28 protein-coding genes, 1 tRNA gene and 3 pseudogenes are annotated in these 24,685 nt (G+C 63.5%); 18 read left to right on the top strand and 14 right to left on the bottom strand.

From position 1 onward, the window contains the following. Positions 1 to 145: 145 nt before the first annotated feature. From QCM77_RS42650 to QCM77_RS42665, 4 genes and pseudogenes are all read right to left on the bottom strand, one after another. Entirely contained in the window at positions 146 to 352 is a 207-nt protein-coding gene (locus QCM77_RS42650; RefSeq protein ID WP_279661766.1) for a hypothetical protein, read from the bottom strand. 172 nt (positions 353 to 524) lie between these two features. Continuing rightward, positions 525 to 923, bottom strand: a pseudogene (locus QCM77_RS42655) (amidohydrolase family protein); the annotation flags it as partial. A 113-nt stretch (positions 924 to 1,036) separates the two neighbouring features. Then, entirely contained in the window at positions 1,037 to 1,312 is a 276-nt protein-coding gene (locus QCM77_RS42660; protein ID WP_279661762.1) for a YiaA/YiaB family inner membrane protein, read from the bottom strand. Between the two features lie 37 nt (positions 1,313 to 1,349). Beyond that, entirely contained in the window at positions 1,350 to 2,045 is a 696-nt protein-coding gene (locus QCM77_RS42665; protein WP_280096750.1) for a PspA/IM30 family protein, read from the bottom strand. A 103-nt stretch (positions 2,046 to 2,148) separates the two neighbouring features. Here QCM77_RS42665 and QCM77_RS42670 point away from each other — a divergent pair, with 103 nt between their 5' ends. Together QCM77_RS42670 and hydA are read left to right on the top strand one after the other, a co-directional pair. After that, the gene (locus tag QCM77_RS42670; protein ID WP_279661758.1) at positions 2,149 to 2,757 is read left to right on the top strand and encodes a TetR/AcrR family transcriptional regulator; all 609 of its coding nucleotides are present in this window, start codon (positions 2,149 to 2,151) and stop codon (positions 2,755 to 2,757) included. 113 nt (positions 2,758 to 2,870) lie between these two features. Next, positions 2,871 to 4,325: a dihydropyrimidinase gene (gene hydA, locus QCM77_RS42675; protein WP_280096751.1), complete on the top strand. Its 1,455-nt coding sequence runs from the start codon at positions 2,871 to 2,873 to the stop codon at positions 4,323 to 4,325. A 3-nt stretch (positions 4,326 to 4,328) separates the two neighbouring features. On the opposite strand, the gene QCM77_RS42680 is transcribed toward hydA, so the two are convergent. Further along, positions 4,329 to 5,006 (bottom strand): peroxiredoxin-like family protein, encoded by a 678-nt coding sequence (locus QCM77_RS42680; protein ID WP_280096752.1) that lies wholly within the window; start codon positions 5,004 to 5,006, stop codon positions 4,329 to 4,331. Positions 5,007 to 5,103: 97 nt separating this feature from the next. Here QCM77_RS42680 and QCM77_RS42685 point away from each other — a divergent pair, with 97 nt between their 5' ends. Both QCM77_RS42685 and QCM77_RS42690 read left to right on the top strand, forming a co-directional pair. Then, a complete protein-coding gene (locus tag QCM77_RS42685; protein ID WP_280096753.1) occupies positions 5,104 to 5,985 on the top strand; it encodes a LysR family transcriptional regulator in 882 nt (293 codons plus the stop codon). Between the two features lie 88 nt (positions 5,986 to 6,073). Further along, positions 6,074 to 7,693, top strand: a complete 1,620-nt coding sequence (locus QCM77_RS42690; RefSeq protein WP_279661750.1) for an ABC transporter substrate-binding protein — start codon at positions 6,074 to 6,076, stop codon at positions 7,691 to 7,693. Here QCM77_RS42690 and QCM77_RS42695 read toward each other — a convergent pair. After that, positions 7,690 to 8,196 (bottom strand): annotated as a pseudogene (locus QCM77_RS42695) (glycoside hydrolase family 3 N-terminal domain-containing protein); the annotation flags it as partial. The gene QCM77_RS42690 and the pseudogene QCM77_RS42695 sit on opposite strands and share 4 nt — an antisense overlap. On the opposite strand from QCM77_RS42695, the pseudogene QCM77_RS42700 reads away from it, so the two are divergent. Beyond that, positions 8,187 to 8,687: pseudogene (locus tag QCM77_RS42700) on the top strand (sensor histidine kinase); the annotation flags it as partial. The pseudogenes QCM77_RS42695 and QCM77_RS42700 sit on opposite strands and share 10 nt — an antisense overlap. Here the strand turns inward: QCM77_RS42700 and QCM77_RS42705 are convergent. Next, the gene (locus QCM77_RS42705) at positions 8,684 to 8,824 is read right to left on the bottom strand and encodes a hypothetical protein (protein ID WP_164937486.1); all 141 of its coding nucleotides are present in this window, start codon (positions 8,822 to 8,824) and stop codon (positions 8,684 to 8,686) included. The pseudogene QCM77_RS42700 and the gene QCM77_RS42705 sit on opposite strands and share 4 nt — an antisense overlap. Positions 8,825 to 8,903: 79 nt before the next feature. Between QCM77_RS42705 and QCM77_RS42710 the strand changes: the two genes are divergently transcribed. The 4 genes from QCM77_RS42710 (at position 8,904) to QCM77_RS42725 (ending at position 11,659) form a co-directional block, all read left to right on the top strand. Then, positions 8,904 to 9,473, top strand: coding sequence for an alpha-ketoglutarate-dependent dioxygenase AlkB (locus tag QCM77_RS42710; RefSeq protein ID WP_279661740.1), 570 nt, complete (start codon positions 8,904 to 8,906; stop codon positions 9,471 to 9,473). A 204-nt stretch (positions 9,474 to 9,677) separates the two neighbouring features. Further along, positions 9,678 to 10,082 carry a DUF3606 domain-containing protein gene (locus tag QCM77_RS42715; protein ID WP_279661738.1) on the top strand — a complete coding sequence of 135 codons (405 nt, stop codon included), beginning with the start codon at positions 9,678 to 9,680 and terminating at the stop codon, positions 10,080 to 10,082. A gap of 23 nt (positions 10,083 to 10,105) precedes the next feature. Continuing rightward, complete coding sequence (locus QCM77_RS42720; RefSeq protein ID WP_279661737.1) at positions 10,106 to 10,591, top strand: hypothetical protein; 486 nt, start codon at positions 10,106 to 10,108, stop codon at positions 10,589 to 10,591. Between the two features lie 138 nt (positions 10,592 to 10,729). Further along, positions 10,730 to 11,659 carry an alpha/beta hydrolase gene (locus QCM77_RS42725; RefSeq protein WP_279661736.1) on the top strand — a complete coding sequence of 310 codons (930 nt, stop codon included), beginning with the start codon at positions 10,730 to 10,732 and terminating at the stop codon, positions 11,657 to 11,659. A 192-nt stretch (positions 11,660 to 11,851) separates the two neighbouring features. Here QCM77_RS42725 and QCM77_RS42730 read toward each other — a convergent pair whose 3' ends face one another. After that, entirely contained in the window at positions 11,852 to 11,998 is a 147-nt protein-coding gene (locus QCM77_RS42730; RefSeq protein ID WP_279661817.1) for a hypothetical protein, read from the bottom strand. Here QCM77_RS42730 and dctP point away from each other — a divergent pair. Both dctP and QCM77_RS42740 read left to right on the top strand, forming a co-directional pair. After that, positions 11,946 to 12,923 carry a TRAP transporter substrate-binding protein DctP gene (dctP, locus tag QCM77_RS42735; RefSeq protein WP_279661815.1) on the top strand — a complete coding sequence of 326 codons (978 nt, stop codon included), beginning with the start codon at positions 11,946 to 11,948 and terminating at the stop codon, positions 12,921 to 12,923. The two genes, QCM77_RS42730 and dctP, sit on opposite strands and share 53 nt — an antisense overlap. 357 nt (positions 12,924 to 13,280) lie before the next feature. Then, the gene (locus QCM77_RS42740) at positions 13,281 to 14,789 is read left to right on the top strand and encodes a putative bifunctional diguanylate cyclase/phosphodiesterase (RefSeq protein WP_280096754.1); all 1,509 of its coding nucleotides are present in this window, start codon (positions 13,281 to 13,283) and stop codon (positions 14,787 to 14,789) included. Between the two features lie 145 nt (positions 14,790 to 14,934). Here the strand turns inward: QCM77_RS42740 and QCM77_RS42745 are convergent, their stop codons facing one another. Beyond that, on the bottom strand, positions 14,935 to 15,141 hold the full coding sequence (locus QCM77_RS42745) for a response regulator (protein WP_279690263.1): 207 nt from the start codon (positions 15,139 to 15,141) through the stop codon (positions 14,935 to 14,937). Between the two features lie 484 nt (positions 15,142 to 15,625). On the opposite strand from QCM77_RS42745, the gene QCM77_RS42750 reads away from it, so the two are divergent. Next, a complete protein-coding gene (locus QCM77_RS42750; RefSeq protein ID WP_279661813.1) occupies positions 15,626 to 16,849 on the top strand; it encodes an ABC transporter substrate-binding protein in 1,224 nt (407 codons plus the stop codon). A 6-nt stretch (positions 16,850 to 16,855) separates the two neighbouring features. Here the strand turns inward: QCM77_RS42750 and QCM77_RS42755 are convergent, their stop codons facing one another. Beyond that, positions 16,856 to 16,981 carry a hypothetical protein gene (locus QCM77_RS42755; protein WP_279661731.1) on the bottom strand — a complete coding sequence of 42 codons (126 nt, stop codon included), beginning with the start codon at positions 16,979 to 16,981 and terminating at the stop codon, positions 16,856 to 16,858. 100 nt (positions 16,982 to 17,081) lie between these two features. Between QCM77_RS42755 and QCM77_RS42760 the strand changes: the two genes are divergently transcribed. Further along, complete coding sequence (locus tag QCM77_RS42760; protein ID WP_279661730.1) at positions 17,082 to 18,173, top strand: enolase C-terminal domain-like protein; 1,092 nt, start codon at positions 17,082 to 17,084, stop codon at positions 18,171 to 18,173. Positions 18,174 to 18,242: 69 nt separating this feature from the next. Further along, the gene (locus QCM77_RS42765) at positions 18,243 to 18,710 is read left to right on the top strand and encodes an NUDIX hydrolase (RefSeq protein ID WP_279661728.1); all 468 of its coding nucleotides are present in this window, start codon (positions 18,243 to 18,245) and stop codon (positions 18,708 to 18,710) included. A gap of 7 nt (positions 18,711 to 18,717) precedes the next feature. Here QCM77_RS42765 and QCM77_RS42770 read toward each other — a convergent pair whose 3' ends face one another. Both QCM77_RS42770 and QCM77_RS42775 read right to left on the bottom strand, forming a co-directional pair. After that, entirely contained in the window at positions 18,718 to 18,963 is a 246-nt protein-coding gene (locus QCM77_RS42770) for a hypothetical protein (protein WP_280096755.1), read from the bottom strand. 13 nt (positions 18,964 to 18,976) lie between these two features. Then, a complete protein-coding gene (locus tag QCM77_RS42775) occupies positions 18,977 to 19,447 on the bottom strand; it encodes an L-2-amino-thiazoline-4-carboxylic acid hydrolase (protein ID WP_279661724.1) in 471 nt (156 codons plus the stop codon). A 254-nt stretch (positions 19,448 to 19,701) separates the two neighbouring features. Here QCM77_RS42775 and QCM77_RS42780 point away from each other — a divergent pair, with 254 nt between their 5' ends. Next, the gene (locus QCM77_RS42780; protein WP_280096756.1) at positions 19,702 to 20,226 is read left to right on the top strand and encodes a Cif family virulence factor; all 525 of its coding nucleotides are present in this window, start codon (positions 19,702 to 19,704) and stop codon (positions 20,224 to 20,226) included. Between the two features lie 285 nt (positions 20,227 to 20,511). On the opposite strand, the gene QCM77_RS42785 is transcribed toward QCM77_RS42780, so the two are convergent. Next, positions 20,512 to 20,586: transfer RNA gene (locus tag QCM77_RS42785), tRNA-Val, on the bottom strand. A gap of 73 nt (positions 20,587 to 20,659) precedes the next feature. Then, positions 20,660 to 21,019 carry a cell cycle two-component system response regulator CpdR gene (gene cpdR / locus QCM77_RS42790; protein WP_007597092.1) on the bottom strand — a complete coding sequence of 120 codons (360 nt, stop codon included), beginning with the start codon at positions 21,017 to 21,019 and terminating at the stop codon, positions 20,660 to 20,662. Between the two features lie 351 nt (positions 21,020 to 21,370). Between cpdR and QCM77_RS42795 the strand changes: the two genes are divergently transcribed. The 3 genes from QCM77_RS42795 to QCM77_RS42805 all read left to right on the top strand — a co-directional run bounded on the left by QCM77_RS42795 (position 21,371) and on the right by QCM77_RS42805 (position 24,574). Next, positions 21,371 to 22,261 (top strand): N-formylglutamate amidohydrolase, encoded by an 891-nt coding sequence (locus tag QCM77_RS42795; RefSeq protein ID WP_279661671.1) that lies wholly within the window; start codon positions 21,371 to 21,373, stop codon positions 22,259 to 22,261. A 545-nt stretch (positions 22,262 to 22,806) separates the two neighbouring features. Further along, complete coding sequence (gene hisN / locus QCM77_RS42800; RefSeq protein ID WP_279661668.1) at positions 22,807 to 23,589, top strand: histidinol-phosphatase; 783 nt, start codon at positions 22,807 to 22,809, stop codon at positions 23,587 to 23,589. Between the two features lie 19 nt (positions 23,590 to 23,608). Further along, positions 23,609 to 24,574: a Bug family tripartite tricarboxylate transporter substrate binding protein gene (locus tag QCM77_RS42805; protein WP_279690269.1), complete on the top strand. Its 966-nt coding sequence runs from the start codon at positions 23,609 to 23,611 to the stop codon at positions 24,572 to 24,574. The last annotated feature ends 111 nt before the right edge of the window (positions 24,575 to 24,685 follow it).

Genomic DNA, 24,685 nt, shown 5'->3' on the forward strand with positions numbered 1-24,685 from the left:
CCAGCGCATAAGCGGGAGTTCATCGACAAACTCGAGCCTCAAACTGCCGTTTGCCACGACGAGCACTTGCCACATCGCTCCAAAACTCCGCAGAACGCCAAATGCGTCACAAGCTCTCAGGATGAGGATTTACACAGGGGGCGCTCTACAGCGTCTCTTGCTGATGCCCGCAATTCTTGCAGGCGAACTTGACCCGGGCCTGGCCCCTTTCCGCCTGGACCCGGTTCGGCGCGCCGCACTTGCCGCAGACGGCCTCGATGCGGGTTGAGCCCTGCTTCACGACGACGGTCTTCTTTTCCATCGATTCGCGGATCAGGCGCTCGGCCTCTTCACGCAGGGATTGTTTCGACAAAGCTCGTCTCCGCCTCTGGAAAGCGCGAGAGCCATATCGCACCTGCGTCGAAATCACAATCCGCAATGCCGGCTCAGACCTCGACGATCACATAACTGTCCTCGACATGCACCGGATACGTCTCGGCAACATACGGGCCTTTCCGGAGTTCCTCGCCGCGCTCCACTGCGACCGGATAGGACCTTTCCCAGTGCGGATAGTCCGACGAGAACAAGAGACGGTCGACGCCGACCCATTCGATCAGCGAACGCAGATGCCGCGCCTCGTCCGGCTCGTCAATCGGCTGCGTCGTGAACCAGAAATGCTCGCGCACATATTCCGACGGCTTGCGCTTGAGATGCGGCACCTCGCTGCGGAAGCGCTCAAAGTGCTGGTCCATCCGCCACACTGCGGACGGGATCCAGCCGAAGCCGCCCTCGATGAAGACGAACTTCAATTTTGGAAAGCGCTCCGGCACGCCCTCGATGACGAGGCTGGCAAGCTGCGCCGCAATGGTGTGCGCGTTGGACTGGTGCTCCTCGACATAATAGGACAGCCAGCCGCCACCGGTCGGCGCATGCCCGCGCGATCCGTCATGGCTCGGTTGCATTTCGCAGACGCGATATGAGTCTTGCGGAATGCGCTCCGGCGCCGACGCAGCGGAGCGAATTGCTCCGCTGCTTCCTTGCGTATTGTCTTTACCTGTCAAGCCGCCTTGGAGACTTCCATCAGCAGACGTTCCGCCTTGGCATCCTCGATTCGGTTCACCATCCGGCTGCTCTCGTGATTGTCACGGACCGTCTTGGTCAGGGTGATGCAGGTCTGGATCAGCATCACGACGCCCATGGTGAGATAACCCTTCATCCAAAGGTCGATCGGCAGGAAGAAAATGCCGATGGCGACGAGGAAGGCGGAGGCTGCGAAGGACGCGTAAGTGAAAGTCACCCAGGCGCTGCTGTGGGGCTGGCCGTTCTGGTTCATGATGGTCTCCTGTTGGTTCGAATGATGGGGTTTGGGATCAGACAGTCGGCATACGCTTGGACTTCAACCGCGCCAGCACGTCGTCCGCGGTCGTCTTGAGCCGGGGGCCAAACCCCTGCTCGGCGAGTTTTTCGGCGGTCGCGAGCGGACCGGTGGCCGCATCGAGTTCGACCAGCGCATTGTCGGCAGCCTGGGCTTCCATCTGCCGCTCACGAAGGCGCCTCAAGGTGCTCTCCGCTTCCGGCAGCGTGGACTCGTAGGGGCGTGCTGCCTCGATGCCGCTGCGACGAAGCGAGCGCACCGCTTCCGAGGCACGGGCGACGCGGCGGCCGCGGTCGAGCTCGGTGATACGGGCTTGCGCGCTTGCGACGTGCCGCTTCAGCCGGGCGATCTCGGTTGCGAACAAGGCGCGTGCCGTCATCGCCGCATCGCGATCGGCCTCGAGGCCTGCGATGGCTTCGGCGGCGTCCTTGGCGAGATCCTCGCGGCCGCCGTCGAGCGCCGCAACCGCGCGGGTCTCGAGATCGGCGATGCGGGCGACGGTCGCCTCGAGCTTGCGGCCTTCCTGCTGGTCCTGTGCGATCGCCAGCGCCAAGGTCCGTTTGCCGCGCTCGACGGCGGCTGCCGCATCGCGCATCTGTTGATCGAGAATCAGAAGCGCCGTCCGGTCTTCCAGCTCCTCGCCCGCGGCGGCCATGCTGCCGCGGAAAAGTGTCACTACAGTCTTGAACATTTGAAGCTCCCTGTTATGAGCGTTGCTCACAGATGGTTTGTAGCAGGGAACTTGAACATCGTTCAAAAAATATTTGAGCCGCGCTCACGATTTTGGTCGGCAAATGTCTAAAGCCTTGGAACGTCGAGAGAAACTGCGGGCCGACCTGATCCTGGCGGCGGAGCGGATGGTCGCCAGCCGCGGATTGGCCGGCCTGAAAACCCGCGATCTCGCCCGCGAGATCGGCTGCGCCAACGGCGCGGTCTACAATCTCGTGGCCGACGTGGACGAGCTGATCCTGCGCGTCGGCTCGCGCACTTTGCTTCGGCTCGACGAGGCCCTGAGCGCAGCGGAAAGCAAGGGCGAGCCGTCACCGCAGGAGACGCTGGTCCGCATCGCCATCGCCTATTGCGATTTCGCTGCGGAAAATCTCGAACTGTGGCGCGCGCTGTTCGAGCACCGCATGGAAGCTGACAAGACCCTGCCCGAATGGTCCGTCGAGGACCAGATGCAGTTGTTTCGCCACATCTACCAGCCGCTGGCTGCGCTGTTTCCAAAACGCAGTCGGGAAGAGCTCGGCATCACCGCGCGCAGCCTGTTCTCGGCGGTGCATGGCATGGTGGCGCTAGGGCTGGAGCAGAAGCTGGTTGCCGTACCGCTGCCGGCGCTACGAAAGGAAATCGCGGGCCTGGTGCGCGCGATGATTGACGGACTGATCGCGCGGGCGGCGTAGAAGCCGAGAGAGCCCAGCGAAGCTGTCGGCGGCGTCTGACTAAAATTTCGCCTGTCACATCGCATGCAGCGCGCTTAGCTTCGCGAGATCATCTTCCCTCTCTGGAGCCTCCCATGCCCCTCCTCATCCGCGGCGGCACCGTCGTCAATCATGATCATTCGCGCCGCGCCGATGTGCTGATCGACGGCGAGACCATCGTCGCGGTCGGGCCGTCGCTCGACGCACCGACGGGTAGCGAGATCGTCGACGCCGGCGGCGCTTACATCATCCCGGGCGGGATCGATCCGCACACCCATCTCGAAATGCCGTTCATGGGCACCGTCACCGCCGACGATTTCGAATCGGGAACCAAGGCCGCGCTGGCCGGCGGCACCACCATGGTGGTGGATTTCTGCCTGCCCGATCCCGGCCAGTCGATGCTCGCGGCCTACCAGGAGTGGCGGCACAAATCCGAGAAGGCGGCAGCCGACTACGGCTTCCACATGGCGGTAACGTCGTGGTCGAAGCAGATCCATGACGAGATGGAGACCGTGGTCAAAACCTACGGCATCAACACCTTCAAGCACTTCATGGCCTACAAGGGCGCGCTGATGGTGAACGACGACGAGCTCTACAACTCGTTCGCCCGCTGCGCCCATCTCGGCGCCATGCCGGTGGTGCATGCGGAGAACGGCGACGTCGTCGCCCTGATGCAGGAGGCGCTGATCGCGCGCGGCGTCACCGGGCCCGAGGGACACGCTTATTCACGGCCACCGGAGGTCGAGGGCGAAGCCACCAACCGCGCCATCATGATCGCCGACATGACGGGGACACCGGTCTACATCGTGCACACGAGCTGCCGCGAAGCGCATGAGGCGATCGCGCGCGCACGTGCGGCGGGAAAGCGCGTCTATGGCGAGCCGCTGATCCAGCATTTGCTGCTCGACGCCGGTGAATATCAAAACAAGGATTGGGATCATTCCGCGCAACGCGTGATGTCGCCGCCGTTCCGCGACAGGTCGCATCAGGATAGTCTTTGGGCCGGTCTGCAAGCCGGCTCGCTCCAGGTGGTCGCGACCGACCATTGCGCCTTCACCACCGAGCAGAAGCGGTTCGGGCGCGGCGATTTCAGGAAGATCCCGAACGGCACCGGCGGCCTCGAAGATCGCCTTGCGCTGCTATGGACCGCGGGTGTCGCTACGGGGAGGCTGACGAAGGAGGAATTCGTCGCGGTGACCTCTGCGAACATCGCCCGCATCCTCAACATCTATCCGCGCAAGGGTGCGGTCGCCGTCGGCTCGGATGCAGACGTCGTGGTTTGGGATCCCGAGGCGAGCAAGACCATCAGCGCGAAGCGGCAGATGAGCCGGATCGATTACAACGTGTTCGAGGGCTTTTCCTGCACCGGCGGACCGGCGGCGACGCTGTCGCGCGGCCGCGTCGTCTGGAAGGATGGCGATTTGCGCGCCGAGGCCGGCGACGGCCATTATGTCGAGCGCCCGGCGTTCTCGCCGGTGCATGTGGCGAATTCCACGTGGAAGGAGCTGACCGCCCCGCGCGCGGTCGCACGCGGAGCGGTGACGCCGTAGAGCTCACGCCGCCTTGCCGGCCTGCAACCGGTCGAGCACCGGCAGCAGCTCGGACGGATCGGGGCGATGCGTGTAGTCCGGGTTCACCTCCGCATAGGCGATGATGCCGTCGCGGCCGATGACGTAACGCGCGGGCATCGGCAGCACCCAGGCCGGATTGTCGTTGAACGTCGGCAGGTCGTTCTTGAAGGACTTGTAGAGCGAGACGAGATCGGCTGGCAGTGCGAAGCGGATGCCGAAGGCGTCAGCGAGGCCGCTCGCGACGTCGCTCAGGATCGGGAACGACAACTTGTTCTCGCGCTCGGACTTGCGGCTGTTCGGCGCGGTCTGCGGCGAGATCGCAACGAGGCTCGCACCACGCGCGACGATCTCCGGCAGCGCCTCCTGGAGCGCCTGAAGCTCGAGGTTACAATACGGGCACCAGACCCCGCGATAGAACGACACGACCAGCGGTCCCTTCGCGAGCAGGTCGCGCGAGGAGACCGGCTTGCCGTCGGGGTCCTTCAGGATGAATTCCGGCGCAATGTCGCCGGCCTTCTTGGCGCGCTGCGCCTGGCCGCTCGCGATCAGTTCGGCGGTGGCGCGATGCATGGTGTCGAGCGCCTCCTTGCTGGGCTTGAGCGGAAAGCGGCCGGCTTCGAAGTCGGCTTTGAGGGCATCAAGTTTGTCTTGCAGGGCCATGGGTAGCTCCATCTTTTGCAGTTGGCCCGGCTTATCTGGATCATTCGAGAATGAAGGGGTATATGGTCGATACGGACAACATTTATCCGGATTTCAAATGAGCGACCGGCTCCAGGAATTGGTCGTCTTCGTCCGCGCGGCCGAGAGCGGCAGCTTTTCGAAGGCCGCGCGCGAGCTCGGCCTGTCGCAGCCCTCGGTGTCGCGCATCATTGGCGAATTGGAGACGCGACTCGGCGTCAAGCTGTTGCTGCGGACCACGCGCAGCATCACGGTCACGGACGCCGGCGCGCTGTTCCTGACGCGTGCGCGCGAAGTGCTGGCTGATATCGAGGATGCTGAAGACGCCGCACGCGGCGTCGATTCCTTGCGTGGAACGCTGCGCATCACGATGCCGATCGTCTACGGCACACGAAACATCATCCCGCGCCTGCCGAAATTCCTCGGGATTCATCCCCTCTTGCGCGTTGAACTGTCCGTCGCCGACGAACGGCAAAACCTTGTTGTGGAAGGCACCGACGTCGCCATTCGCCTCGGCCCCCTCGACGATTCCGGCTTTGGCGCACGCAAGCTTGCGACCGTGCCTCGCTTTCTCGTCGCAGCGCCATCCTATCTTGCCGAACGCGGCATCCCGAAGACGCCGGCTGATCTCGCCTCGCATGACTGCATCTTCGGTCCCGGCCTGTTCGGCCGTACCACCTGGTCGTTCACCCGCAACGGCGCGGAGACCTCGGTCGATGTCCGCGGCCGCATAACCACCGACTCCGGTCCCGGCGTGTTCGCGAGTGTGCTGGCAGGCCTCGGCATCGCGATGATGTCGCCGGTGATGGCCGGCCCCGAGATCAAGGCGGGCGCGCTGGTGCCGCTGTTGAAGAGCTACAAGCTCGCGCCGGTCGATGTGTACGCCGTGTTCCCGGCGGGTCCGCGTCCCTCGACCAAGGTGCGTGCGCTGGTCGACTTCCTGGCGAGGGAGTTGAGATAGACGAGGCGCAGATGCGACGCCGTGAAGCGCGGCCGATGGCATGCGCCTTGCCTCTTTATGGTGCAAATCTCTCAAGAGTGGGGCACCAATGAGCGCATCATCCTTCGAAGTTAACCGTCGCGGCGTGCTCGGCGGCCTCGGCCTCGCCGGACTGACGGCGGTCGCACCTCCCTTCGCCTGGGCGCAGGGGCGTGCCGAGACGCTGCTGGTGGTGCAGGAGCTGGGCCCGAACTCGCTCGACATGCAGGGCGTCGGCTCCAACCAGACCGTGAACGGCCTGTCCTGGAATTGTTACGATCGCCTGCTGACCTACGCCTCCAAGACGTTGCCCGACGGCACCATCTCATACGACCGGGAGAAGCTTGCACCTGAGCTCGCCGAGAGCTGGGAGGTCGCGGCCGACGGCATGTCCTGCACCTTCAAGCTTCGCAAGGACGCAAAATTCCACGACGGCACGCCTGTTACCGCCAAGGACGTCAAATGGTCGTTCGACCGCGCCGTGAAGGTCGGCGGCTTTCCGACCTTCCAGATGTCGGCGGGATCGCTGGAGAAGCCCGAGCAGTTCGTGGTGGTCGACGATCACACCTTCCGCATCGACTATGTGCGCAAGGACAAGATGCTGCTGTTCAACGTCGCGGTGGTCGTGCCCTTCATCATCAACTCCGAGCTCGCGAAGAAGAACGCGGCGCCGGAAGACCCCTGGGCGCTGGCTTGGCTGAGGAACAACGAGGCCGGCGGCGGCGCCTACAGGATCGAGAGCTGGAAGCCCGGCAGCGAGACCGTGCTGGCGCGCTTCGACGACTGGAAGAGCGGACCGCTGCCGAAGGTCAGGCGCGTGATTGCGCGCGACGTTCCCTCCGCCGGCACCCGCCGCGCCATGCTGGAGCGGGGCGATGCGGATATCTCCAGCGGCTTTGCGCCGCGTGACTTCGAGCAGATCATTCGAGAAGGCAAGGTCAAGGTCTCGGGCGTGCCGATCCCGAACGCGCTCTGGTCCGTCGCGCTGAACACGGCAAAGCCGCCGTTCGACAATGTGAAGCTCCGCCAGGCCGTCGCCTGGGCGATGCCCTATGAGCAGATCCAGAGCAGCGCGTTCTTCGGACGCGCGGTGCCCATGTATGGCGGAGCCGCTGACGTCTCGAAGCCAAAGTGGCCGCAGCCGTTTCCCTATGTCACCGATCTCGACAAAGCCAAGGCGTTGATGAAGGAGGCGGGCTTCGAGTCCGGCTTGGAGACGACCTTGTCGCTTGACACCGGCACGGCGACGGTCGGCGAGCCGACCGCAATCCTGATCCAGGAAAGCCTCGCCAAGATCGGCATCAAGGCGGCGATCGAAAAGATTCCCGGCGCGAACTGGCGCACCACCCTGAACAAGAAGGAATTGCCGCTTGCGCTCAACCGCTTCAGCGGCTGGCTGGATTATCCCGAGTATTACTTCTACTGGAATTTCCACGGCAACAACTCGATCTTCAACATCTCCTCCTACCAGAACAAGGAGATGGACGCGCTGATCGACAAGGCGCGGTTCACCACGGATGCCGTCGAGTACGACAAGGCCGTGAAGGATTTCATCGCGCTCTGCATGCGCGACGTTCCCGTCGTTCCGCTCAACCAGCCGATCCACGACGTTGCCATGCAGAAGGCTATCACCGGCTACGAGTTCTGGTTTCATCGCGAGCCTGACTACCGTCAGTTCGCGAAGGGCTAGTTTTGGCGGGCGACGCTGACAGGGCGTGAGACGGCCTGCGCCTGCTCGGTCGGAAAGCCCCGCACGAGCCGCGCCTCGCTCGCGCGCAGCATCGCCGTATCGAGCCTGCCCCGCCGCGATCCATCCAGGGCGCAAGCGAAAATCCGGTAAAATTGCGCGCCGTCATAGGCGACCAGCAGCAAATCGACGCCCGCGTTGATGGCCTCGACCACGGCTTGGCAGACGTCGTGCTGGTAGATCGCGCCCATCACGAAATCGTCGGTCATCACCACACCCTGATAATTCCACTTGTCACGGATGATGCCCTCGACGACACGCTTCGAATGCGATGCGGCGCGGTCGGGGTCGACGGCGGTGAGCGTGACATGGCCAACCATGAGCGCGCTGCGCGAATGCGACAGCACCTCGCGGAACGGGAGCCAGTCAGTTGCCTCCAGCTCCTTGACCGGCGTATCCAGATTGGCGCTGAAATGATGCGTGTCGGTGCGCACGCGCCAACATCCTGTCCGACACAAAGCGGCTGGAGGCGATGGCGCAGCGGCTGCGCGAGCTCGCCCGCGCCGAGAGCCTGCCGCAGAACGAGCGCACGAAGCTGGCACCCGTGATCGCCGACCTCAGGAGCCGGTTTCCGGCAAGCGCAATCGAGGCCAGCGGCAGCCTCGACCTCGTGATCGGCATGTCCGGCGAAAAGGCGCTGATCGTGCTGTCGCACCTCGCCGACAACGCAATGCGGCACAAGGCTGCGACAATCAGGCTGGAGGCGACCGACGAGCGAACGACCCTGCTTCTGACCGTCAGCAATGACGGCGAGCCGATCTCGGCGCCGAACCGCGACAGGATCTTCGATGCGTTCTTCACCACCCGCCGCGACCAGGGCGGCACCGGGATGGGGCTAGCGATCGCGCGCGCAGTGATGGCGAGCCATGGCGGCTCGATCAGGCTCAAGCCGACCGACGAGGGCGCGGCCTTCGAGCTCAAATTCCCAATAGCCTAGATCGCGAACACCCAGGCCGCGACGATGGCGCCGATGGTGACCAGACCGGCGATGGTCCAGCCGGCGGCGTATTCCAGCTCAGGATGACCGGTCGCCCGCATGATCTCGGCCGGATCGGCGGTATGCTTCTGCGCCATGACAGCCTCGCACGTTACTCCCCGCGTCATATGTAAGTCGCATCAACCGCCATTAGGTTCCATCACGGAAATGCGAGGAATGACGCAGCTTGGTTTGTTCGCCGATCCGGAAGAAGGCCCCGCGGGGCTTCGCTACACGGACAATTTTATCGAAGCCGCCGCCGAGCAGGCGCTGATCGGCCGCATCGCAGCATTGCCGCTCCAGCGCTTCCAGTTCGGCGCCTTCGAGGGCAACCGCCGGGTGGCGTCCTTCGGCTATCGCTATGACTACGCCCTGCAGCGGCTCGCCGAGGCCGAGCCGATCCCGGACTGGGTGCTCCCTGTCGCGCGGCGGGTCGAGGCCTGGACGGGCCTCGCCGACGGCAGCGTCCAGCAGGTGCTCTGCACCGAATACGACGCCGGCGTCGGCATCGGCTGGCACCGCGACAAGCCGCATTTCAAAGAGATCCTCGGCCTGTCGCTTGGCTCGTCCTGCAAATTCCGCTTCCGCCGCCGCAGCGGCGATAAGTGGGAGCGCCACACGCTCGAAGCCCTGCCGCGCTCGCTTTACATGATGGACGGCGAGGCGCGGTCGCTATGGGAGCACAGCATCCCGCCGGTCGAGGCGCGCCGCTATTCCATCACCTTCCGGACGATGAAGCAGGCGTGACGGGCGGGCCAAAACAAAAAACGCGAAAACAACCCCATGCACAGTAGAAAGCCGTTGCCGGCTTGAGGCTGGGTCACGCCGCGCAACCGTTTGACTCATCGGTGCAAAACGGCCGCTCCGCGCAACAGCCGCACGATTGGCATCTTGCCTTCCGAATCGCCTTGCATGCTAGATTGGACGCGCATTGCATGGCAGGAGGGACGCATGGCCGACAACAAGGCGAAGCGGGGCGGAGCGGATCGGGCGCTGATCGCGCTCACCGAGAAGTACGAAGTCGCCTACTGGTCGAAGAAGTTCAAGGTGACGCCGGCCAAGCTGAAATACGCCGTCAAGAAGGTCGGCCACTCCGCCAAAAAGGTCGAGGCCTACATCAAGCTCCAGAAGCACCGTGCCGCCGACAAGAGCCGGATCGCGCTCGGCGAGGCCTATGAGGTCCGCTACTGGTCGAAAAAATTCAAGATCACCCCGGCGAGGCTGAAGGCCGCCGTCGCCGCGGCCGGCCATTCGTCCAAAAAGGTCGAGGCCTATCTCGCGGCCCAGAAGGCGGCAAAGAAGAAAAAGGCCAAAAAGACCACCAAGAAGCTCGCCAAGCGGAAGAAAGCGGCCTGAGACTTAGGGTCCGTGGAGGCAAGATGAAACCCGTTCGATTGATCCTCGCCGGCGCCCTCGTTGGCGCAACCGCCTCCGGTGCCTCCGGCGCCACGCCCGCAAAAGTCTCGGGCGCGACGGCGCTGGCGCTCGCCGGGGTGATCGCACCGCTGTCGCCGGCCCTGTCTGGCGCCGAGAAGAAGGCGGTGGCGATGCTGTTCGCCGCCAACGGCGACATTCCCTACAAGAAGCCGATCGTGGTGACCGCCGATAGAATCGTCTGCCGCACCGGCAATGTCGACATCACCGTGCGGAACTGCGAGGTCACCTTCGGCAAGAAGACCAAGACCGTGAACGGCTCCACGGCCAACGAGATCTTCGCCACCGAGGCATTGGCCGGCATTCCGCCCGACGGCGCCGCGGGATCGAATTTCGAGAGCCTGACGAAGCTGAGCTGCACGATCGATCCCAATGCCATCAGGCGAAAGGACGGCAGCGGGGCGGATTGCACGTTCCAGCCGGGGAATTGAACCACGCGTGGCGGACGAGCCGAGAGAGAACCACAGGTGCCGTGAAATCGCCTCAAGACCAACTAACTAATAAGGCGAATTGAAAAGACGGGCCAAACGCGCGAGCCCATATCGGGCACGCAGGGCCGACACAACGACATGAAGAATTATCTCGCATTTTTTCTAATTCTGGGCGTGACGGCAGCCTCTGCACACGGTCCGCAGCAGATGCTGCCGGCCGCGCCGTCCAATCTTGTCCGGGTGGGCCTCACCGACAACGACACCACCGCGGGTGGCACCGCGCGGCTGTGCGAGCAGGTCACCTTCTCGCGCGGCCTGCGCTACGGCGAGAGCGAAGCCAACGTGCTCGATGTCGCCACCAGCACGACCAAGGCGGATACGCCGCGGCCGGTGCTGCTGTTCGTGGCCGGCGACACCTTCACCGGCGACCACGCCGCGCCGGAGCTGTCGCGCCAGATCCAGGACCAGGTCATGTGCTTTGCCGCGCGCAACGACATGATCGGCGTGCGTGTCAACTATCGGCTGGCGCCCTCGGCGACGTGGCCGGCCGGCGCAACCGACGTGGCGGCGGCGCTGTCCTGGATCCACGGCAATATCGACCTGTTCAACGGCGATGCCCGCGAGATCGTCACGGTCGGCTACGGCGCCGGCGCCTTCCATGTCGCCACCCTGCTGGCGCATCCCGAGCTCCAGACCGATCGCGCCGATGTCGCGGCGGTCGTGCTGGTGTCCGGGGTCTACCGCGCGGGCAAGGACGCGAGCGACAGCGAGAAGGCCTATCTCGGCAGCGACGCCAGCCAGTACAACAAGCGCTCGGTCTTCCCCGGCATCCTCAATGTCGATGTGCCGATCGTGCTGGCCTGGGCCGCGGACGATTCCGCCGGGCTCGTGGCACAGGGCGAAACCCTGAAGAAGACGCTCTGCGGCGCCGGCCATTGTCCGCGCGCCACGCTACTGCGCAGCCGCGACGGCATCGCGAGCGCCTTCGGCCTCGACGGCTCCGGCGACAGCCTCGCCGAGCCGACGCTGCTGCTGGTGCATCAGCTCGAAGCGCGCGGGCTGCCGTAGCGGCGTGTTGCCGGCAGCGCGCCGACAACGTCCAGCTTTGGCTGGGCTGCCCCTCCCCGGCCGCGCCTCTCAGACAATTGTCTCGCCGGCGTTAGCACGCCTCAAACCACGATTCGCGATTTGGTCGCCGCCCGGACCAGCCGCGTGCTATCTAGGAGAGTTATCTAAAGCATTTCTATCTGTGGGGGTTCGTTAAGGACCAAGGAAATCGGCGTTTCGCACAACGGTGTGACGCGCCGCCGCCACGATCGGAAAACCGATGCTTAATTTGCTCGCACGATGCGCGGTGATCTCTTTTGCGTTGATTTCGACGTCCGCCGCCGAACCGGTCAAGCTCAAATTGGCCTTCTTCAGCTCCGACCGCTCGACGAGTTATCTCGCCGCGGTCAAGCCGTTTGTCGAGGCGGTCAACACTGAGGCCAGAGGCCAGATCGAAATTGAAACCTATTTCAGCGGCGCGCTTGGCAAGGATCCGGCTGAGCAGCCCCAGCTCGTGCTCGACGGTACGGCCGACATTGCCTATGTCGTGACGGGACTGACGCGCAACCGGTTCGCGGACAATGCGATCATCGAAATGCCCGGCCTGTTTGCGAGCATGCGGGAGTCCGTTGCGGTGTTCGGCCGGCTGATGGCCGCCAACGCGTTGCAAGGATACGATGACTACGCCGTGATCGGCGCTTACGTCACTGCGCCCGAGACGATCCACAGCAATATCCCGATCACGTCGCTGAATGATCTGAAGGACAAGAGAATTCGCGTCAACAATCCTGGCGAAGCCGCAGCGCTCGAAAAGCTGGGGGCGCGGCCTGTGCTCCTGCCGGTCACCAAGATCTCCGAAGCCATCGGCAACGGCAGCATCGATGGCGCCCTCGTGAACCCTGCTTCAGTGGTCGATTACGGCATCAAACGCGTTGCGACTTATCATTACCTTCTTGGCATCAGCGGCGCGCCGCTGATGGTTTTAATGAACCGGAAAACATTCAACCGGCTACCGAAATCGGCGCAGGCGATCATCCTCAAATACAGTGGTGCATGGTCCGCCGGACGTTTCATGGATACCTACGAAGCTGTGGAAGGCAGCATTGTGGAGGAGCTAAAGTCCGACCCCAAGCGCCAGGTGATCATACCCTCGCCGTCGGACCTCGATGCGGCAAATGCCGTGTTCGCGGCCATTGCCAATGATTGGGCTTCGAAAAGTGAGCGCAATGCCGAGCTGCTGAAAACGGTCCGGGCCGAACTCACGAAAATGCGATCGACCCGGTAGCCACGGATGCCATCACTCGCCAGTATCTGGCCCCCGCGAAACATCGTCACCATCGTCGCTGCGCTTGCCATTCTGTTGCTGGGCGCCGGGATGACCCTAAAGATCACGACCGATCACCTTCTCCGTCAAGATGCGACGTCGACCGCTCGCAGCTGGGCGAGGTTCCTGGCGGCCAGCGTCACCGATCTCGAGCAGATCGCCGGCGGCGAGCAGCCTTCCTCGGCGCGATCAGTGGTTGACGGTCGACCGATCGTCGACGTCAGGGAGGGAACTTCGCCCGACCGACCGGCATTCTTCGCCCGCGCCTATGTCCCGGTCCAGACCGATGGTCGCCTCACCGCGGTCGTTGCGGCCTACGTGGATGAAACCGAGCAACGCAGGAATGTCCACAATACGTTCCTGACCGCGGCCGCGTTCCTTTGCCTGCTGTCAGGGCTCGCCTTCTCCATTCCAGCAATTGCCTGGTACCGGGAGAAAAAGGTGAAACACGCTGACCGGCGCATCCGGTTTCTCGCCCATCATGACGCGTTGACCGGGCTGGCCAATCGCCCCCAGCTGATCGAAAAGCTGGAGAGCGCCATCGCCCGCTTGCCGATGCGGGGCGGCAGCCTTGCCGTACACTTCATCGACGTCGACCGCTTCAAGGAGGTCAACGATACGCTTGGTCATGACGGCGGCGACTTTCTGCTCAAGTCCATCGCCGAGCGTCTGCGCACTGCGGTCAGAATCGACGACGTGGTGGCCCGGCTCGGCGGCGACGAGTTCGTCGTCGTGCAGAGCGGCATCGCCGGCAAGGCGCAGGCCGAGTCGTTTGCGCGCCATCTTGCCGCCGCCGCAAATGCGACCGTGAAATTCAGGCAGCACGAGATCCTCACCACCGCCAGCATTGGTGTAGTGCTGGCGATGGAGGAAGACACCACGCCCGAGCGATTGCTCAAGAGTGCCGACCTCGCGCTGTACGCGGCCAAGGCCGCCGGCCGCAACTGCATCCGATTTTTCCTGCCCGAAATGGATACAGAGCTGCAAGCGCGCATCGAGCTCGAGAAAACGGTTCGCGGGGCGGTACTCAATGATCGCTTCGAACTGCATTACCAGCCGCTCTTCGAAATATTCCAGCGCCGCCTTGCCGGCTTCGAAGCGCTGATCCGGCTGCCCGCGGCGGACGGAACGCTGATTCCGCCATTGACCTTCATTCCCGTCGCCGAGGACTTGCGGCTTATCGACAAGATCGGGGCGTGGGTGTTGCGGGACGCATGCCGCACGGCTGCGACCTGGCCGGCGCACCTGACCGTTGCAGTGAATCTGTCACCCGCGCAGTTCGCGGCGGGCAGTATCAGTGACATCGTCGCCGCCGCACTGAAGGAGGCGGGACTCGCGCCGCACCGGCTCGAATTGGAGATCACCGAAAGCCTGCTGCTCGGCAATACCGAAACGATCATGACGCAGCTCCTGGCGCTCAAGGAGATGGGCGTAGCCATCGTGATGGATGATTTCGGGGCTGGCTATTCGAGCTTCAGCTATCTGTGGCGCTTTCCGTTCGACAAGATCAAGATCGATCGAAGCTTCATGCAGGGCCTTGACGGCTCCTATTGTCAGGTCGGGACAGTAGTGAAAGCGATCATCGCGCTCGGACGGGAGTTGCACATGCGCGTGACGGTCGAAGGCGTCGAAACCGCCAACCAGGCAGCTTTTCTCGACGCAGCCGACGGTGATCAGGTCCAGGGCTTCTTCTTCGGCCGGCCGATCCCCGCCTCGGAGCTCGGCGCCAGCATTCTCGCGGACTTTGAGAAGACAATGCCGCCGGCTTCGCCCGCGACGGCCCAAGCGACCAAGCTGCACCTCGTCAACTTATCAGCCGAACGGTAGCACGGACCCTGTGCCCGTATCGGCCAACGCGGCTCTTAGCGGTTCTCTACTGCAGACAGTGCCAAGCCGCGCGCTGCAATTGGCTCTTCTCGACCAATGCCCACGTCTAGGCCTTCGGCCCTCGATCGTTCAGGTAGCGCGCGTCCTACGTAGGCGCCCGCAATTCGCTTTGAAACCAAGCCAAGGTATCAGCCGATCTCATCGGGTCCACCAGGTCGACCGCGATCTGATCGACGAAATCGCAAGCGGGACATTCGAGGGTATGAATGTCAAAACCGGCGGGGCCGGGTGTGATGCGCGCCAGCATCGTCGTTGCCTGGCATTTAGGACAGGATGTTCGCTGAATGGTCATGAGGCTCGCCCGGGTCCGGCGGGAGCGCGATACTCTCAGTCACCGATGGATGCCAATGGGAGGCGGTGATGGGCCATCATAGAACCGCAAGCTCTGCCGCGCCTGGTCAATTTTGACCACCGCCCAAATTAAGGGCCGCTATCCCAAACTTGATCTTTCACAGATCGATTCATATTTCATCGGCCCACGTCCTCGCGCCGGCTTCAGCGAGGCCAGCGCGCTTTCCAGCAGCGAGCGCACCCGCGCTGTATCGCCCGATTTCACGACCGCCGGGTCGAGATAGAGTTCAAAGTCCGCGGGCTGCCCTAGCGGCCCGCCACAGTCGGCGCGTCAGCACGCCTGCCATTTTCTTTCGAGGATGACAGGTGCGCGGCTTCGCAACGAGCCGCCAAGCCACACGAATGACAAACGCTTGAGCTAGATCAAGCGACCTTGGTGCAGATTAAGCTGACCTCCATGAAGGGCCAACATCATGGTATCGCGCATGGGCGTCACCGGCAGACTGCTGTTCGTTTCGATGATCGCGTTCGGGTCGCTCGGCGCGATGTCGCAGCAACATGCCGAGCAATCGGCGAGCGACAAGGAAATCCGCATCGGCAATGTCATGCCGTATTCGGGACCGCTGTCCGAATTCGGCGCCATCGGCCAGGCGGAAGCCGCCTATTTCGACATGGTCAACGCGCGTGGCGGCATCAACGGCCGCAAGATCCGTTTCATCACGCGCGACGACAATTCCGATCCGACGACCGCGCTGGAGCTGACGCGCAATCTGGTCGAGACGGACGACGTGCACCTGATGTTCGGCTCGTTCGGCACCCCCGGCAATATCGCCGCGCGCTGGTATCTGAACGAGAAGAAGATCCCGCAGCTGTTCGTCGCATCCGGCGACGAGGAGCTGAGCCAGGCCAAGGCGTTTCCCTGGACCATGGGCTGGCAGCCGTCGTTCCGGTCGGAGGGGCGCATCTACGCCAACTACATCCAGGCCTATTATCCCAGGAAGAAGATCGTGGTGCTCTGGCAGAACGACCAGTTCGGACGCGCGCTCCTCAAGGGCATCGAGGAAGGTCTTGGCGATCTGAACCGCCTCATCCTCGTCGACATTGCCTTCGACATAGCCGATGAACATCTCGACGGGCACGTCTCGATCCTCAAGCGCGCCGGCGCCGATATTTTCGTCTTTCTCGGCGTGCCGTCGACGGCGTCCAAGGTGATCAAGCTGGCGGCGTCGTTGAAATGGCGCCCGGTCTTCATCGTCAACGATGCCTCCGCGTCGATCGCCAATGCGATGGCGCCCGCAGGCCTGGAGAATTCGGCCGGCGTGATCTCGGCAGCCTTTCTGAAGGATCCGAGCGATCCCGCATGGAAAGACGATCCTGCCATGAAGGACTGGTTCGCCTTCATGGACAAGTACCATCACGTCGAAAGCACCAACAACAGCGCCGCGCTCTACGGCTACGCCGCGGCCGAGGCGCTGACGCAGGTGCTGAAGCAATGCGGCGACGATTTTTCGCGCGAGAACATCATGCGCCAGGCAGCTTCGCTGAGGAGTTATCAGCCGTCCCTCGCGCTGCCCAACATCAGGATGAACACCTCGCCGAACAGCTATCTGCCGATCAGGCAGATGCGGCTGGTCCAGTTCGACGGCCGCTCCTGGCAGCCATTTGGGGATGTGATCGAAACCGCCTTCACGGAAGGCGCGGCGCGGTGAGCCGGCTCACGCCGGATCGAGATAGAGCGCCAGGCCCGGCGCCCGCTCGGTGATGATCCCGCTTCGCTCCGCCGCCGCATCGTTCAACGCGTCGACCGAGTAGGGAATGATTTCGCGGCTGATGCCCTTCATCGCAACCCCATATTATGGGAGTCGCCGCAGGCAGCTTTTCGTTTCACAATGGACGTTTAGAATCGGCATCGTCCTGTACCTGCGCCGCCCGGAGACCCCCATGACCGAAACCATCCGTATCAAACGTTTCGCCGCGCGCCCCGTGATCGTGCCGATGAACCTGCCGCTTAAAACCTCGACCGGGACTGTCGCAAAGGCGCCGCTGGTGCTGATCGACTGCGAGACCGACCAGGGCGTGCGGGGGCACGCCTATCTGTTCTCGATCACACCCTCGGCCTTGAAGCCGCTGACGGCGATGGTCATGGAAATGTCGGAGCTCGTCGCCGGCGACGAGCTGCTGCCGTTCGAGATCGAGCGCAAGTTGACCCAGCGCTTCACGCTGCTGGGGCTCGCCGGCCTGCAGCGGATGGCGCAATCCGGCATCGACATGGCGGCATGGGACGCGCTCGCCCGCAGCAGAGGCCTGCCGCTGGCGCGGCTGCTCGGCGGCGCGCCGAAACCGGTCAGGGCCTACAATTCAAAGGGGCTCGGCATCATGGCGGCGGGTGCCGCGGTGGAGGAAGCCCACAAGCTGCTGGCCGAGGGCTTTCAGGCCGCAAAGATCCGCGTCGGCCGCCCCGATGCGCGGGAAGACCTGAAGGTGGTGCGCGCGGTGCGCAAGGCCGTCGGCGACGATGTGACATTGATGTGCGACTACAACCAGGCGCTGACGGTGACCGAAGCCATTCGCCGCGGCGAGATGCTCGACGATGAGGGTCTGACCTGGATCGAGGAGCCGATTCGTCACGACGACTATTCCGGCTGCGCCCGCATCGCGGATGCGCTGCGCACCCCGGTCCAGATCGGCGAGAATTTCGACAGCGCGTTCGCGATGCAATCCGCGCTGTTGGCGGAAGCCTGCGACTACGTGATGCCTGATGTGCAGCGCATCGGCGGCGTCAGCGGCTGGCTGCGCGCCGCTGCGCTGGCGCACGCCGCCGGCATCGAGATGTCGACGCACCTGTTCTCGGAAGTCAGCGCGCATCTGCTCTGCGTAACGCCCACCGCGCATTGGCTGGAATATGTCGACTGGGCCGACGCGGTGCTGGCGACGCGTTTGCAGATCAAGGACGGTTTTGCGCTGCCGAGCGAGGAGCCCGGCAACGGGATTGCGTGGGACGAAGCGGCGGTGAAGAAGTATCTGGTCGGGTGATCGGCGAGACACGCGCGCGAGCGCGCTTAGATTGTTGCGCCGATGGGGCAAGCGGACTATCGATGCCCCATGACCACATGGCGGCCTCACGAGCACATCCGCGTCGTCGCGATCGGCCTGCACTGGCGGGACGGGCGCCTGCTGGCGGCCGAGGTGCGCGACGATGCGGGGCGGATCAAGGGCGTGCGTCCGCTCGGCGGCGAGATCGAGTTCGGCGAAGGCTGGCGGGCGGCCCTGGCGCGGGAATTCAATGAAGAGCTCGGCATCGACGTCACAATCACCGGCGAGCCGTTGATGATGGAGAACATCTTCGCGCACGAAGGAGCGACCGGACACGAAGTGATGTTCATCGTGGAGGTCGCATTTCCGGACGGCGCCTTCAGCGGCCGGGACCGCATCGATTTCCGCGAGGATAACGGCGAGCCGATCGTTGCGCGCTGGTTCGACCTCGCCGATCTCGATGTCGAGGGCGGACCGAGCCTTTATCCGACCGGGTTGAAGGACTTGCTGCTCGCGCCGAAGAGCACGTCCACCTGACAGGGCGCTACCACGCCCCCGCGCCCGGGATCTTCTTGCGCACCGCCATGCGCTGGATCCAGATGCAGCGACGGACAGACCTGCTGGAGCGACCGACGGCGGATATCCCCTCGCCAGCCTGAAGCAGCGGCACCACGGTCTGGCGCAGCTCACGGCAGCGCTGGAGCTCGGCCTGCCAGTCGACGATCGCGGCGTCCGCGCGTGACGCCATCAGCGCCAGCACCGCCACGGCAAGACAGCTCGCGCGCGTCATTCGCATTTCCCCACTATGATCCGCCTGCATCGCGCCGGTAGCGGAAATTGCAATGATCGGCGCCTTGCATGATGGTCTGCGTCCGCGTGAGCTTGACGTCGGAGCCAAAACCCTCCGCGGTCGCGAAGTCGGCGGTGCAGATCAGGAGAAAGCCGAGCTCCGGCTCGCCGAGCGCCTTGTAGAACTCGGCGTAGGCGCATCGCTTCACGTCGAATGCGAAGACGTCCGCGGTCTGCTCGACGACGTCATAGGCGAGCGCGTCGTCACGGGCATAGGTCTGGAAGGCGGACGACACCGCCTCGCCGAGATCGGTCCCGTTCTTGGCTTTCCAGAATTCCTCGCCGAAGCCGCGATAGAGATCGCCGAGCGCCTTGCGCACCAGCGCGTTGGCGCGCACCTCGCCGAGCTCGGTCTGCAACGCCTTGACCAGCGGCACCAGCACCTGCGCCTGGATCTTTGCTTGCTCGATGACGGAAATGCTCATGGGCAGCCTCTCGTCTCAGGCGGCATCGTGGCCCGGATGCCATCCGGACTAAGTGACACCACGAGACGATAACCCAACTTGACGCCGGCGGCGAGAGTTTGCCCGTTACGTCCCGCGGCATCCGACGGCCTGAACCAACGCATCCGTGATGCAGCTGTGAGCTCTGATCGCGCGATCCTGAAAAATCGGCGAAGCGATCAATGGTATGACAACCAACATTCAAAATGCCAGCCGGCAAACGACGAGAGGTGAACATGATCCGTCCCAGGAAGCCTTTGGCCGGCGCCGGGCCACGACCGTTTGCACGACGGCACCATCTTGCCGCGATGACCGCAGCGTTGTGTTTCGCCGCAACGTTCTGGCCGGTCGGACCTGCGCTGGCGACGGCAAATGATGCCGAGGCGCGAACCATCTTCGAGAAATTCATTGCCGCGCAGAATGCGCATAACGCGGACGATGTGAAAGCCATGCTCTGGAATTCGCCGAGCACGCTGTTGTTTGCGAGAGGCATCGAGACCAGAGGCCGTGATGCGGTCGCCGACCGCTTCAAGGCGTATTACGAAGGGACCTGGCAACTCGAACCCGACATGTCGAAGTTCCACGTCGCCGTAATCTCGAACGAGGTCATGCAGATCCTCGTCCCCATCGTTTTCACGCGCGGTCTTCCAGGCAAGCCGCCACAACAGAATACGTTTCTGATCAGCCAGACCTACGTCCAGGATGCGGACGGCTGGCACGTCGCCGCCATCCTTCCGGTCGCAAACACGGAACTGAAATAGGGGGATTTGGCGGCGGTGTTTCGGCTGAGGAGGCTGCCGCTCCAGTCCGTCTACGCTCTTCGAGCTACGCCGGACACGCTTCGCCGCAATGAGATTGGTGGCTTGCCTAGCCGTAGCTCGCGGCGGCAGCCCGCCTGCGCCCTTTGGGCTTCGGCGTGGCATCCTTCTCTCGGCTATCGCGAGCGAAGGACATGGCTTGCCGAGCCGTAGCTCGCGGAGAAAAGCCCGCCTGCGCCCGTTGGGCTTCGGCGCGGCATCCTTCTCTCGGCTATCGCGAGCGAAGGATGGTGGGCGCGACAGGGATCGAACCTGTGACCCCTACCATGTCAAGGTAGTGCTCTCCCGCTGAGCTACGCGCCCTAGATATCGTCTAGATCGGGTCGGGTCCCTATAACGGCTCAGGGGAGCCGGCGCAAGGACGGAACGGGGCGATTTAGGCCGCCAGCATCTTGTTCACTTCGCTGACCAATTCGCGCAGATGCACGGGCTTGGACAGCACCTTGGCGTTCTTGGGGGCGTCCGAATCCGAGTTCAGGGCGACCGCGGCGAAGCCGGTGATGAACATGATCTTGATGTCGGGGTCGAGTTCCGAGGCCCGGCGGGCGAGCTCGATGCCGTCCATCTCCGGCATCACGATGTCGGTGAGCAGCATCTCGAACGGCTCTTCCCGCAGCCGCTGATAGGCGGCCATGCCATTGTCGTGGGATGAAACCTGAAAACCGGCGTTTTCCAGCGCCTTGACCAGGAAACGGCGCATGTCGTTGTCGTCTTCGGCGAGCAGGATCTTTGGCATGGCGGAAACGTCGAATCCCCAGAGGATTTCAGCAGAGGTCACTAAGCCCGACGGAGGGTAAATTTGGGGTGAAAATCTTTACCCTCGGCAGCTCGCGCTGCCGGGCTCTTGTGAACCGGAATACGGCACGAATCAATCGAGCCGTACCTGCCGATCCCCGCCTCGCTGCCCGCAGGGTTAAGACATGTTCCAGCGCAGATCACATCTTTTCGCTTGGCAGGATGGTTGCGATTCCGGACAATGAGGACACATAAGAGCCGCTCGAATGGCCGAATCAATTCGCCAAGGCGTTTGCCGGATCTGGCGGCGCCAGGGGGCGAAGCCTGAGAACAAGGGACGAAGCCTGAGAAGATGACACGGTTTGACGGCGACATGTCGCCAGCCTTCGAGATCGTGGAGCCCGCGCAATGGCGCGCGCCTGTTATCTTCAACTCGCCCCATTCCGGCTCGACCTATCCGGACGGATTCCTCAGCGCCTCCAGGATCGACTTGCCGACGCTGCGGCGTTCCGAAGATTCCTTCATGGACGAGTTGATCGGCCATCTGAGCGAGCGCGGCTTTCCGACCGTGCGGGTCAACTTTCCGCGCTCCTATGTCGACGTCAATCGCGAGCCCTATGAGCTCGATCCCAGGATGTTCACAGGGCGCCTGCCGAGCTTTGCCAATACCCGCTCGATGCGGGTTGCCGGAGGGCTCGGCACCATTCCGCGCGTGGTCGGCGACGGCCAGGAGATCTATCGCGACCGCATCCTGGTCGACGATGCGCTGGCGCGGATCGAGACGCTCTACAAGCCCTACCATCGCGCGTTGCGCCGGCTGATCAACAAGGTGCACCAGATGTTCGGCACCGTGATGCTGGTCGACTGCCACTCGATGCCCTCGGTCGGCGTCTCCCGCGACGAGCCGCGGCGGCCCGACATCGTGATCGGCGACCGCTACGGCACGAGCTGCACGCCGCTCCTGCCCGACAGGGTCGAGGAGACCATGACGGGCCTCGGCTATTCGATCGGCCGAAACAAGCCCTATGCCGGCGGCTTCATCACCGAGCATTACGGCAACCCGGCCAGCGGCCTGCACGCCGTGCAGCTCGAGTTCAACCGCGCGATCTACATGGACGAGCGGCGGCGCGAGCGCAGTCCGCGCTTTGCGCAGGTGGCGTCGGACTTCGGCGTGCTCGCCGACGTGCTGGCGACCACGATCCCGTTCGGCGATCTCGGCCCGTTCCAGGCCGCGGCTGAATAGGCCAAAGCTTTCTTCGTACGATCCGTCGCGAGCGATTGGTGCGAGCAGGTTTTCTTCGCTTCGCATCCGAGCGCGCGCGAAAACGAAAACACGGGTTCAAAGATACACGGCTCAAAGAAAAAAGGGCCGCTTCTGATGAAGAAGCGGCCCAAGTCTAGGGAGGAAACGCCCAAGGAGGGCAGCGGTAACGCAGAGCGCTACCGCACCGCAACAATATGCGGCCGCGACGCACAAAACGCAAGGGCTTTTGAGCCGTTTCCCATGCAAAACACACATAGCTCAGTTGCTTCCAGGGAAACCCAGATTCAGTTTCTTTGATAAGGAATTTCAATGGGTTGATAGTCATTTGCATACGAACGAGGCATGTTCGGAACTAAGCATTCAACTCAATGATCGATATTTGGCCAGCTTATGGCTCATCTGGGGCAGGCCAGGCTCGGCATCCAAAATACCAGGGCGCAAACGCAAGACAACGCTGCACGATCCTTCCGATTTGAGCTAGGCAGGAGCGAGCTTCACCCGACTTTCGCTTTTGAGGATTCGCCGTGACGGTGATCGACTTCTCCGCCTTCATCGGACGGCTTGCCACCGCCTCCGGCGAAACCATCCTGCCGTTCTTCCGCACCTCGCTGTCGATCGACGACAAGAGCAAGACCAACGAGTTCGACCCTGTCACGGAAGCCGACCGCGCCGCGGAGGCGGTGATGCGGCGGCTGATCAAGGCCGGCTTCCCCCAGCACGGCATCGTCGGCGAGGAATTCGGCAACGAACGCGAGGACGCCGACTATGTCTGGGTGCTCGATCCCATCGACGGCACCAAATCCTTCATCGGCGGCTTTCCGATCTGGGGCACGCTGATCGCGCTGCTGCACAAGGGCGCGCCGGTATTCGGCATGATGCACCAGCCCTTCATCGGCGAACGCTTTTCCGGCGACAATGGTTCGGCGAACTACAAAGGCCCTTCCGGCGAGCGCCGGCTTCAGGTCCGCCGCTGTGCTTCGCTCTCGGAAGCGACGACCTACACGACCAGCCCGCTGCTGATGAACGAGCGCGACCGCGCCATTTTCGGCCGCATCGAGAAGGGCGCGCGGCTGTCGCGCTATGGCGGCGACTGCTACTCCTATTGCATGCTGGCCGCAGGTCACGTCGATCTCGTGGTCGAGACCGAGTTGAAGCCTTACGATATCGCGGCCCTGATCCCGATCGTGACCGGCGCCGGCGGCGTCGTCACCACTTGGGAAGGCAAGCCGGCCCAGGGCGGCGGCCGCATCATCGCGGCCGGCGACGCCAGGGTTCACGAAGAAGCACTGAAACTGCTCAACGGATAGGCGACAGGGGAAACTTGTAATGAAGAACTGGCGCAAGCTCGTCCTTGCTGCCCTGCTGCTGTTTCCGACGCTCGCCTCCGCCCAGAATTTCCCGGCCAAGCCGATCAAGCTGATCGTGCCGTTCCCGGCCGGCGGCCCCAACGACATCATCGCGCGGGTAATCGGCCAGCGCATGTCGGAGCTGTCGGGACAACCGGTGCTGATCGACAATCGCGGCGGCCAGGGCGGCGTGCTCGGCACCGATGCCGTCTCCAAGGCCGCACCTGACGGTTACACCATCGCGATCTCCAGCGCCGGCGCACTCGCGATCAGCCCGAGCATGGAGAGAGTCGCCTACGATACGCTCAACGACCTCACACCGGTGACGCTGGTCGCAACCGTGCCGGAAATGCTCGTGGTTGCCACCAATTTGCCCGCGAAAGACATCGGCGAATTGATCGCGCTCGCCAAGGCGCAGCCGGGAAAGCTGAACTTCGCCTCCTCCGGCGCCGGCAGCCTGCCCCATCTCGCCGGTGAATTGTTCAAGCTGACGGCCAGGATCGACATCGTGCACGTGCCCTATCGCGGCGCGGCGCCGGCCGTGAACGATCTGTTGGGCCAGCAGGTGCAGATGACGTTCCTGGACCTGCCGGTGCTACTGCCGCAGGTCAAGGCGGGCGCCCTGCGTCCGATCGCCGTCGGCTCGGCCGAGCGCGCCCCGGCCGCACCCGAAGTGCCGACCACCGCCGAAGCGGGCTTTGCAGACCTGCGCATCGAGAACTGGTACGGCATGGTCGCGCCGAAGGGCACGCCGAAGGAGATCGTCGCAGCACTGCATGGCCTGGCGACGAAGGCGATGGCGGATCCCGCGGTGAAGGAAAAGCTCGCCGCCCAGGGCGCAACGCTGATCGGCGATGAGCCGGAGCATTTTCGCAGCTTCATCGCGGACGAGACCGCGAAATGGGCGAAGGTGATCAAGGACGCCGGGGTGGAGACGGCGAGGTAGGGCGGCTCGTCACCTCTCCCGCTTGCGGGAGAGGTCGACGCGCTCATAGAGCGCGGCGGGTGAGGGCTCTCTCCTCTTGGGCAGTCCTTCTGGCGGAGATACCCCCACCCC

The organism is Bradyrhizobium nivariense (genome assembly GCF_029846695.2).
In the GTDB taxonomy this organism is placed as follows: domain Bacteria; phylum Pseudomonadota; class Alphaproteobacteria; order Rhizobiales; family Xanthobacteraceae; genus Bradyrhizobium.

Bases quoted from the DNA above. Each gene is read 5' to 3' on its own strand.
- QCM77_RS42660 (WP_279661762.1), bottom strand. From the start codon at position 1,312: ATGAACCAGAACGGCCAGCCCCACAGCAGCGCCTGGGTGACTTTCACT.
- QCM77_RS42665 (WP_280096750.1), bottom strand. From the start codon at position 2,045: ATGTTCAAGACTGTAGTGACACTTTTCCGCGGCAGCATGGCCGCCGCG.
- QCM77_RS42670 (WP_279661758.1), top strand. From the start codon at position 2,149: ATGTCTAAAGCCTTGGAACGTCGAGAGAAACTGCGGGCCGACCTGATC.
- hydA (WP_280096751.1), top strand. From the start codon at position 2,871: ATGCCCCTCCTCATCCGCGGCGGCACCGTCGTCAATCATGATCATTCG.
- QCM77_RS42680 (WP_280096752.1), bottom strand. From the start codon at position 5,006: ATGGCCCTGCAAGACAAACTTGATGCCCTCAAAGCCGACTTCGAAGCC.
- QCM77_RS42685 (WP_280096753.1), top strand. From the start codon at position 5,104: ATGAGCGACCGGCTCCAGGAATTGGTCGTCTTCGTCCGCGCGGCCGAG.
- QCM77_RS42690 (WP_279661750.1), top strand. From the start codon at position 6,074: ATGAGCGCATCATCCTTCGAAGTTAACCGTCGCGGCGTGCTCGGCGGC.
- QCM77_RS42705 (WP_164937486.1), bottom strand. From the start codon at position 8,824: ATGGCGCAGAAGCATACCGCCGATCCGGCCGAGATCATGCGGGCGACC.
- QCM77_RS42710 (WP_279661740.1), top strand. From the start codon at position 8,904: ATGACGCAGCTTGGTTTGTTCGCCGATCCGGAAGAAGGCCCCGCGGGG.
- QCM77_RS42715 (WP_279661738.1), top strand. From the start codon at position 9,678: ATGGCCGACAACAAGGCGAAGCGGGGCGGAGCGGATCGGGCGCTGATC.
- QCM77_RS42720 (WP_279661737.1), top strand. From the start codon at position 10,106: ATGAAACCCGTTCGATTGATCCTCGCCGGCGCCCTCGTTGGCGCAACC.
- QCM77_RS42725 (WP_279661736.1), top strand. From the start codon at position 10,730: ATGAAGAATTATCTCGCATTTTTTCTAATTCTGGGCGTGACGGCAGCC.
- QCM77_RS42745 (WP_279690263.1), bottom strand. From the start codon at position 15,141: ATGACCATTCAGCGAACATCCTGTCCTAAATGCCAGGCAACGACGATG.
- QCM77_RS42750 (WP_279661813.1), top strand. From the start codon at position 15,626: ATGGGCGTCACCGGCAGACTGCTGTTCGTTTCGATGATCGCGTTCGGG.
- QCM77_RS42755 (WP_279661731.1), bottom strand. From the start codon at position 16,981: ATGAAGGGCATCAGCCGCGAAATCATTCCCTACTCGGTCGACGCGTTG.
- QCM77_RS42760 (WP_279661730.1), top strand. From the start codon at position 17,082: ATGACCGAAACCATCCGTATCAAACGTTTCGCCGCGCGCCCCGTGATC.
- QCM77_RS42765 (WP_279661728.1), top strand. From the start codon at position 18,243: ATGACCACATGGCGGCCTCACGAGCACATCCGCGTCGTCGCGATCGGC.
- QCM77_RS42770 (WP_280096755.1), bottom strand. From the start codon at position 18,963: ATGACGCGCGCGAGCTGTCTTGCCGTGGCGGTGCTGGCGCTGATGGCG.
- QCM77_RS42775 (WP_279661724.1), bottom strand. From the start codon at position 19,447: ATGAGCATTTCCGTCATCGAGCAAGCAAAGATCCAGGCGCAGGTGCTG.
- QCM77_RS42780 (WP_280096756.1), top strand. From the start codon at position 19,702: ATGATCCGTCCCAGGAAGCCTTTGGCCGGCGCCGGGCCACGACCGTTT.
- cpdR (WP_007597092.1), bottom strand. From the start codon at position 21,019: ATGCCAAAGATCCTGCTCGCCGAAGACGACAACGACATGCGCCGTTTC.
- QCM77_RS42795 (WP_279661671.1), top strand. From the start codon at position 21,371: ATGACACGGTTTGACGGCGACATGTCGCCAGCCTTCGAGATCGTGGAG.
- QCM77_RS42805 (WP_279690269.1), top strand. From the start codon at position 23,609: ATGAAGAACTGGCGCAAGCTCGTCCTTGCTGCCCTGCTGCTGTTTCCG.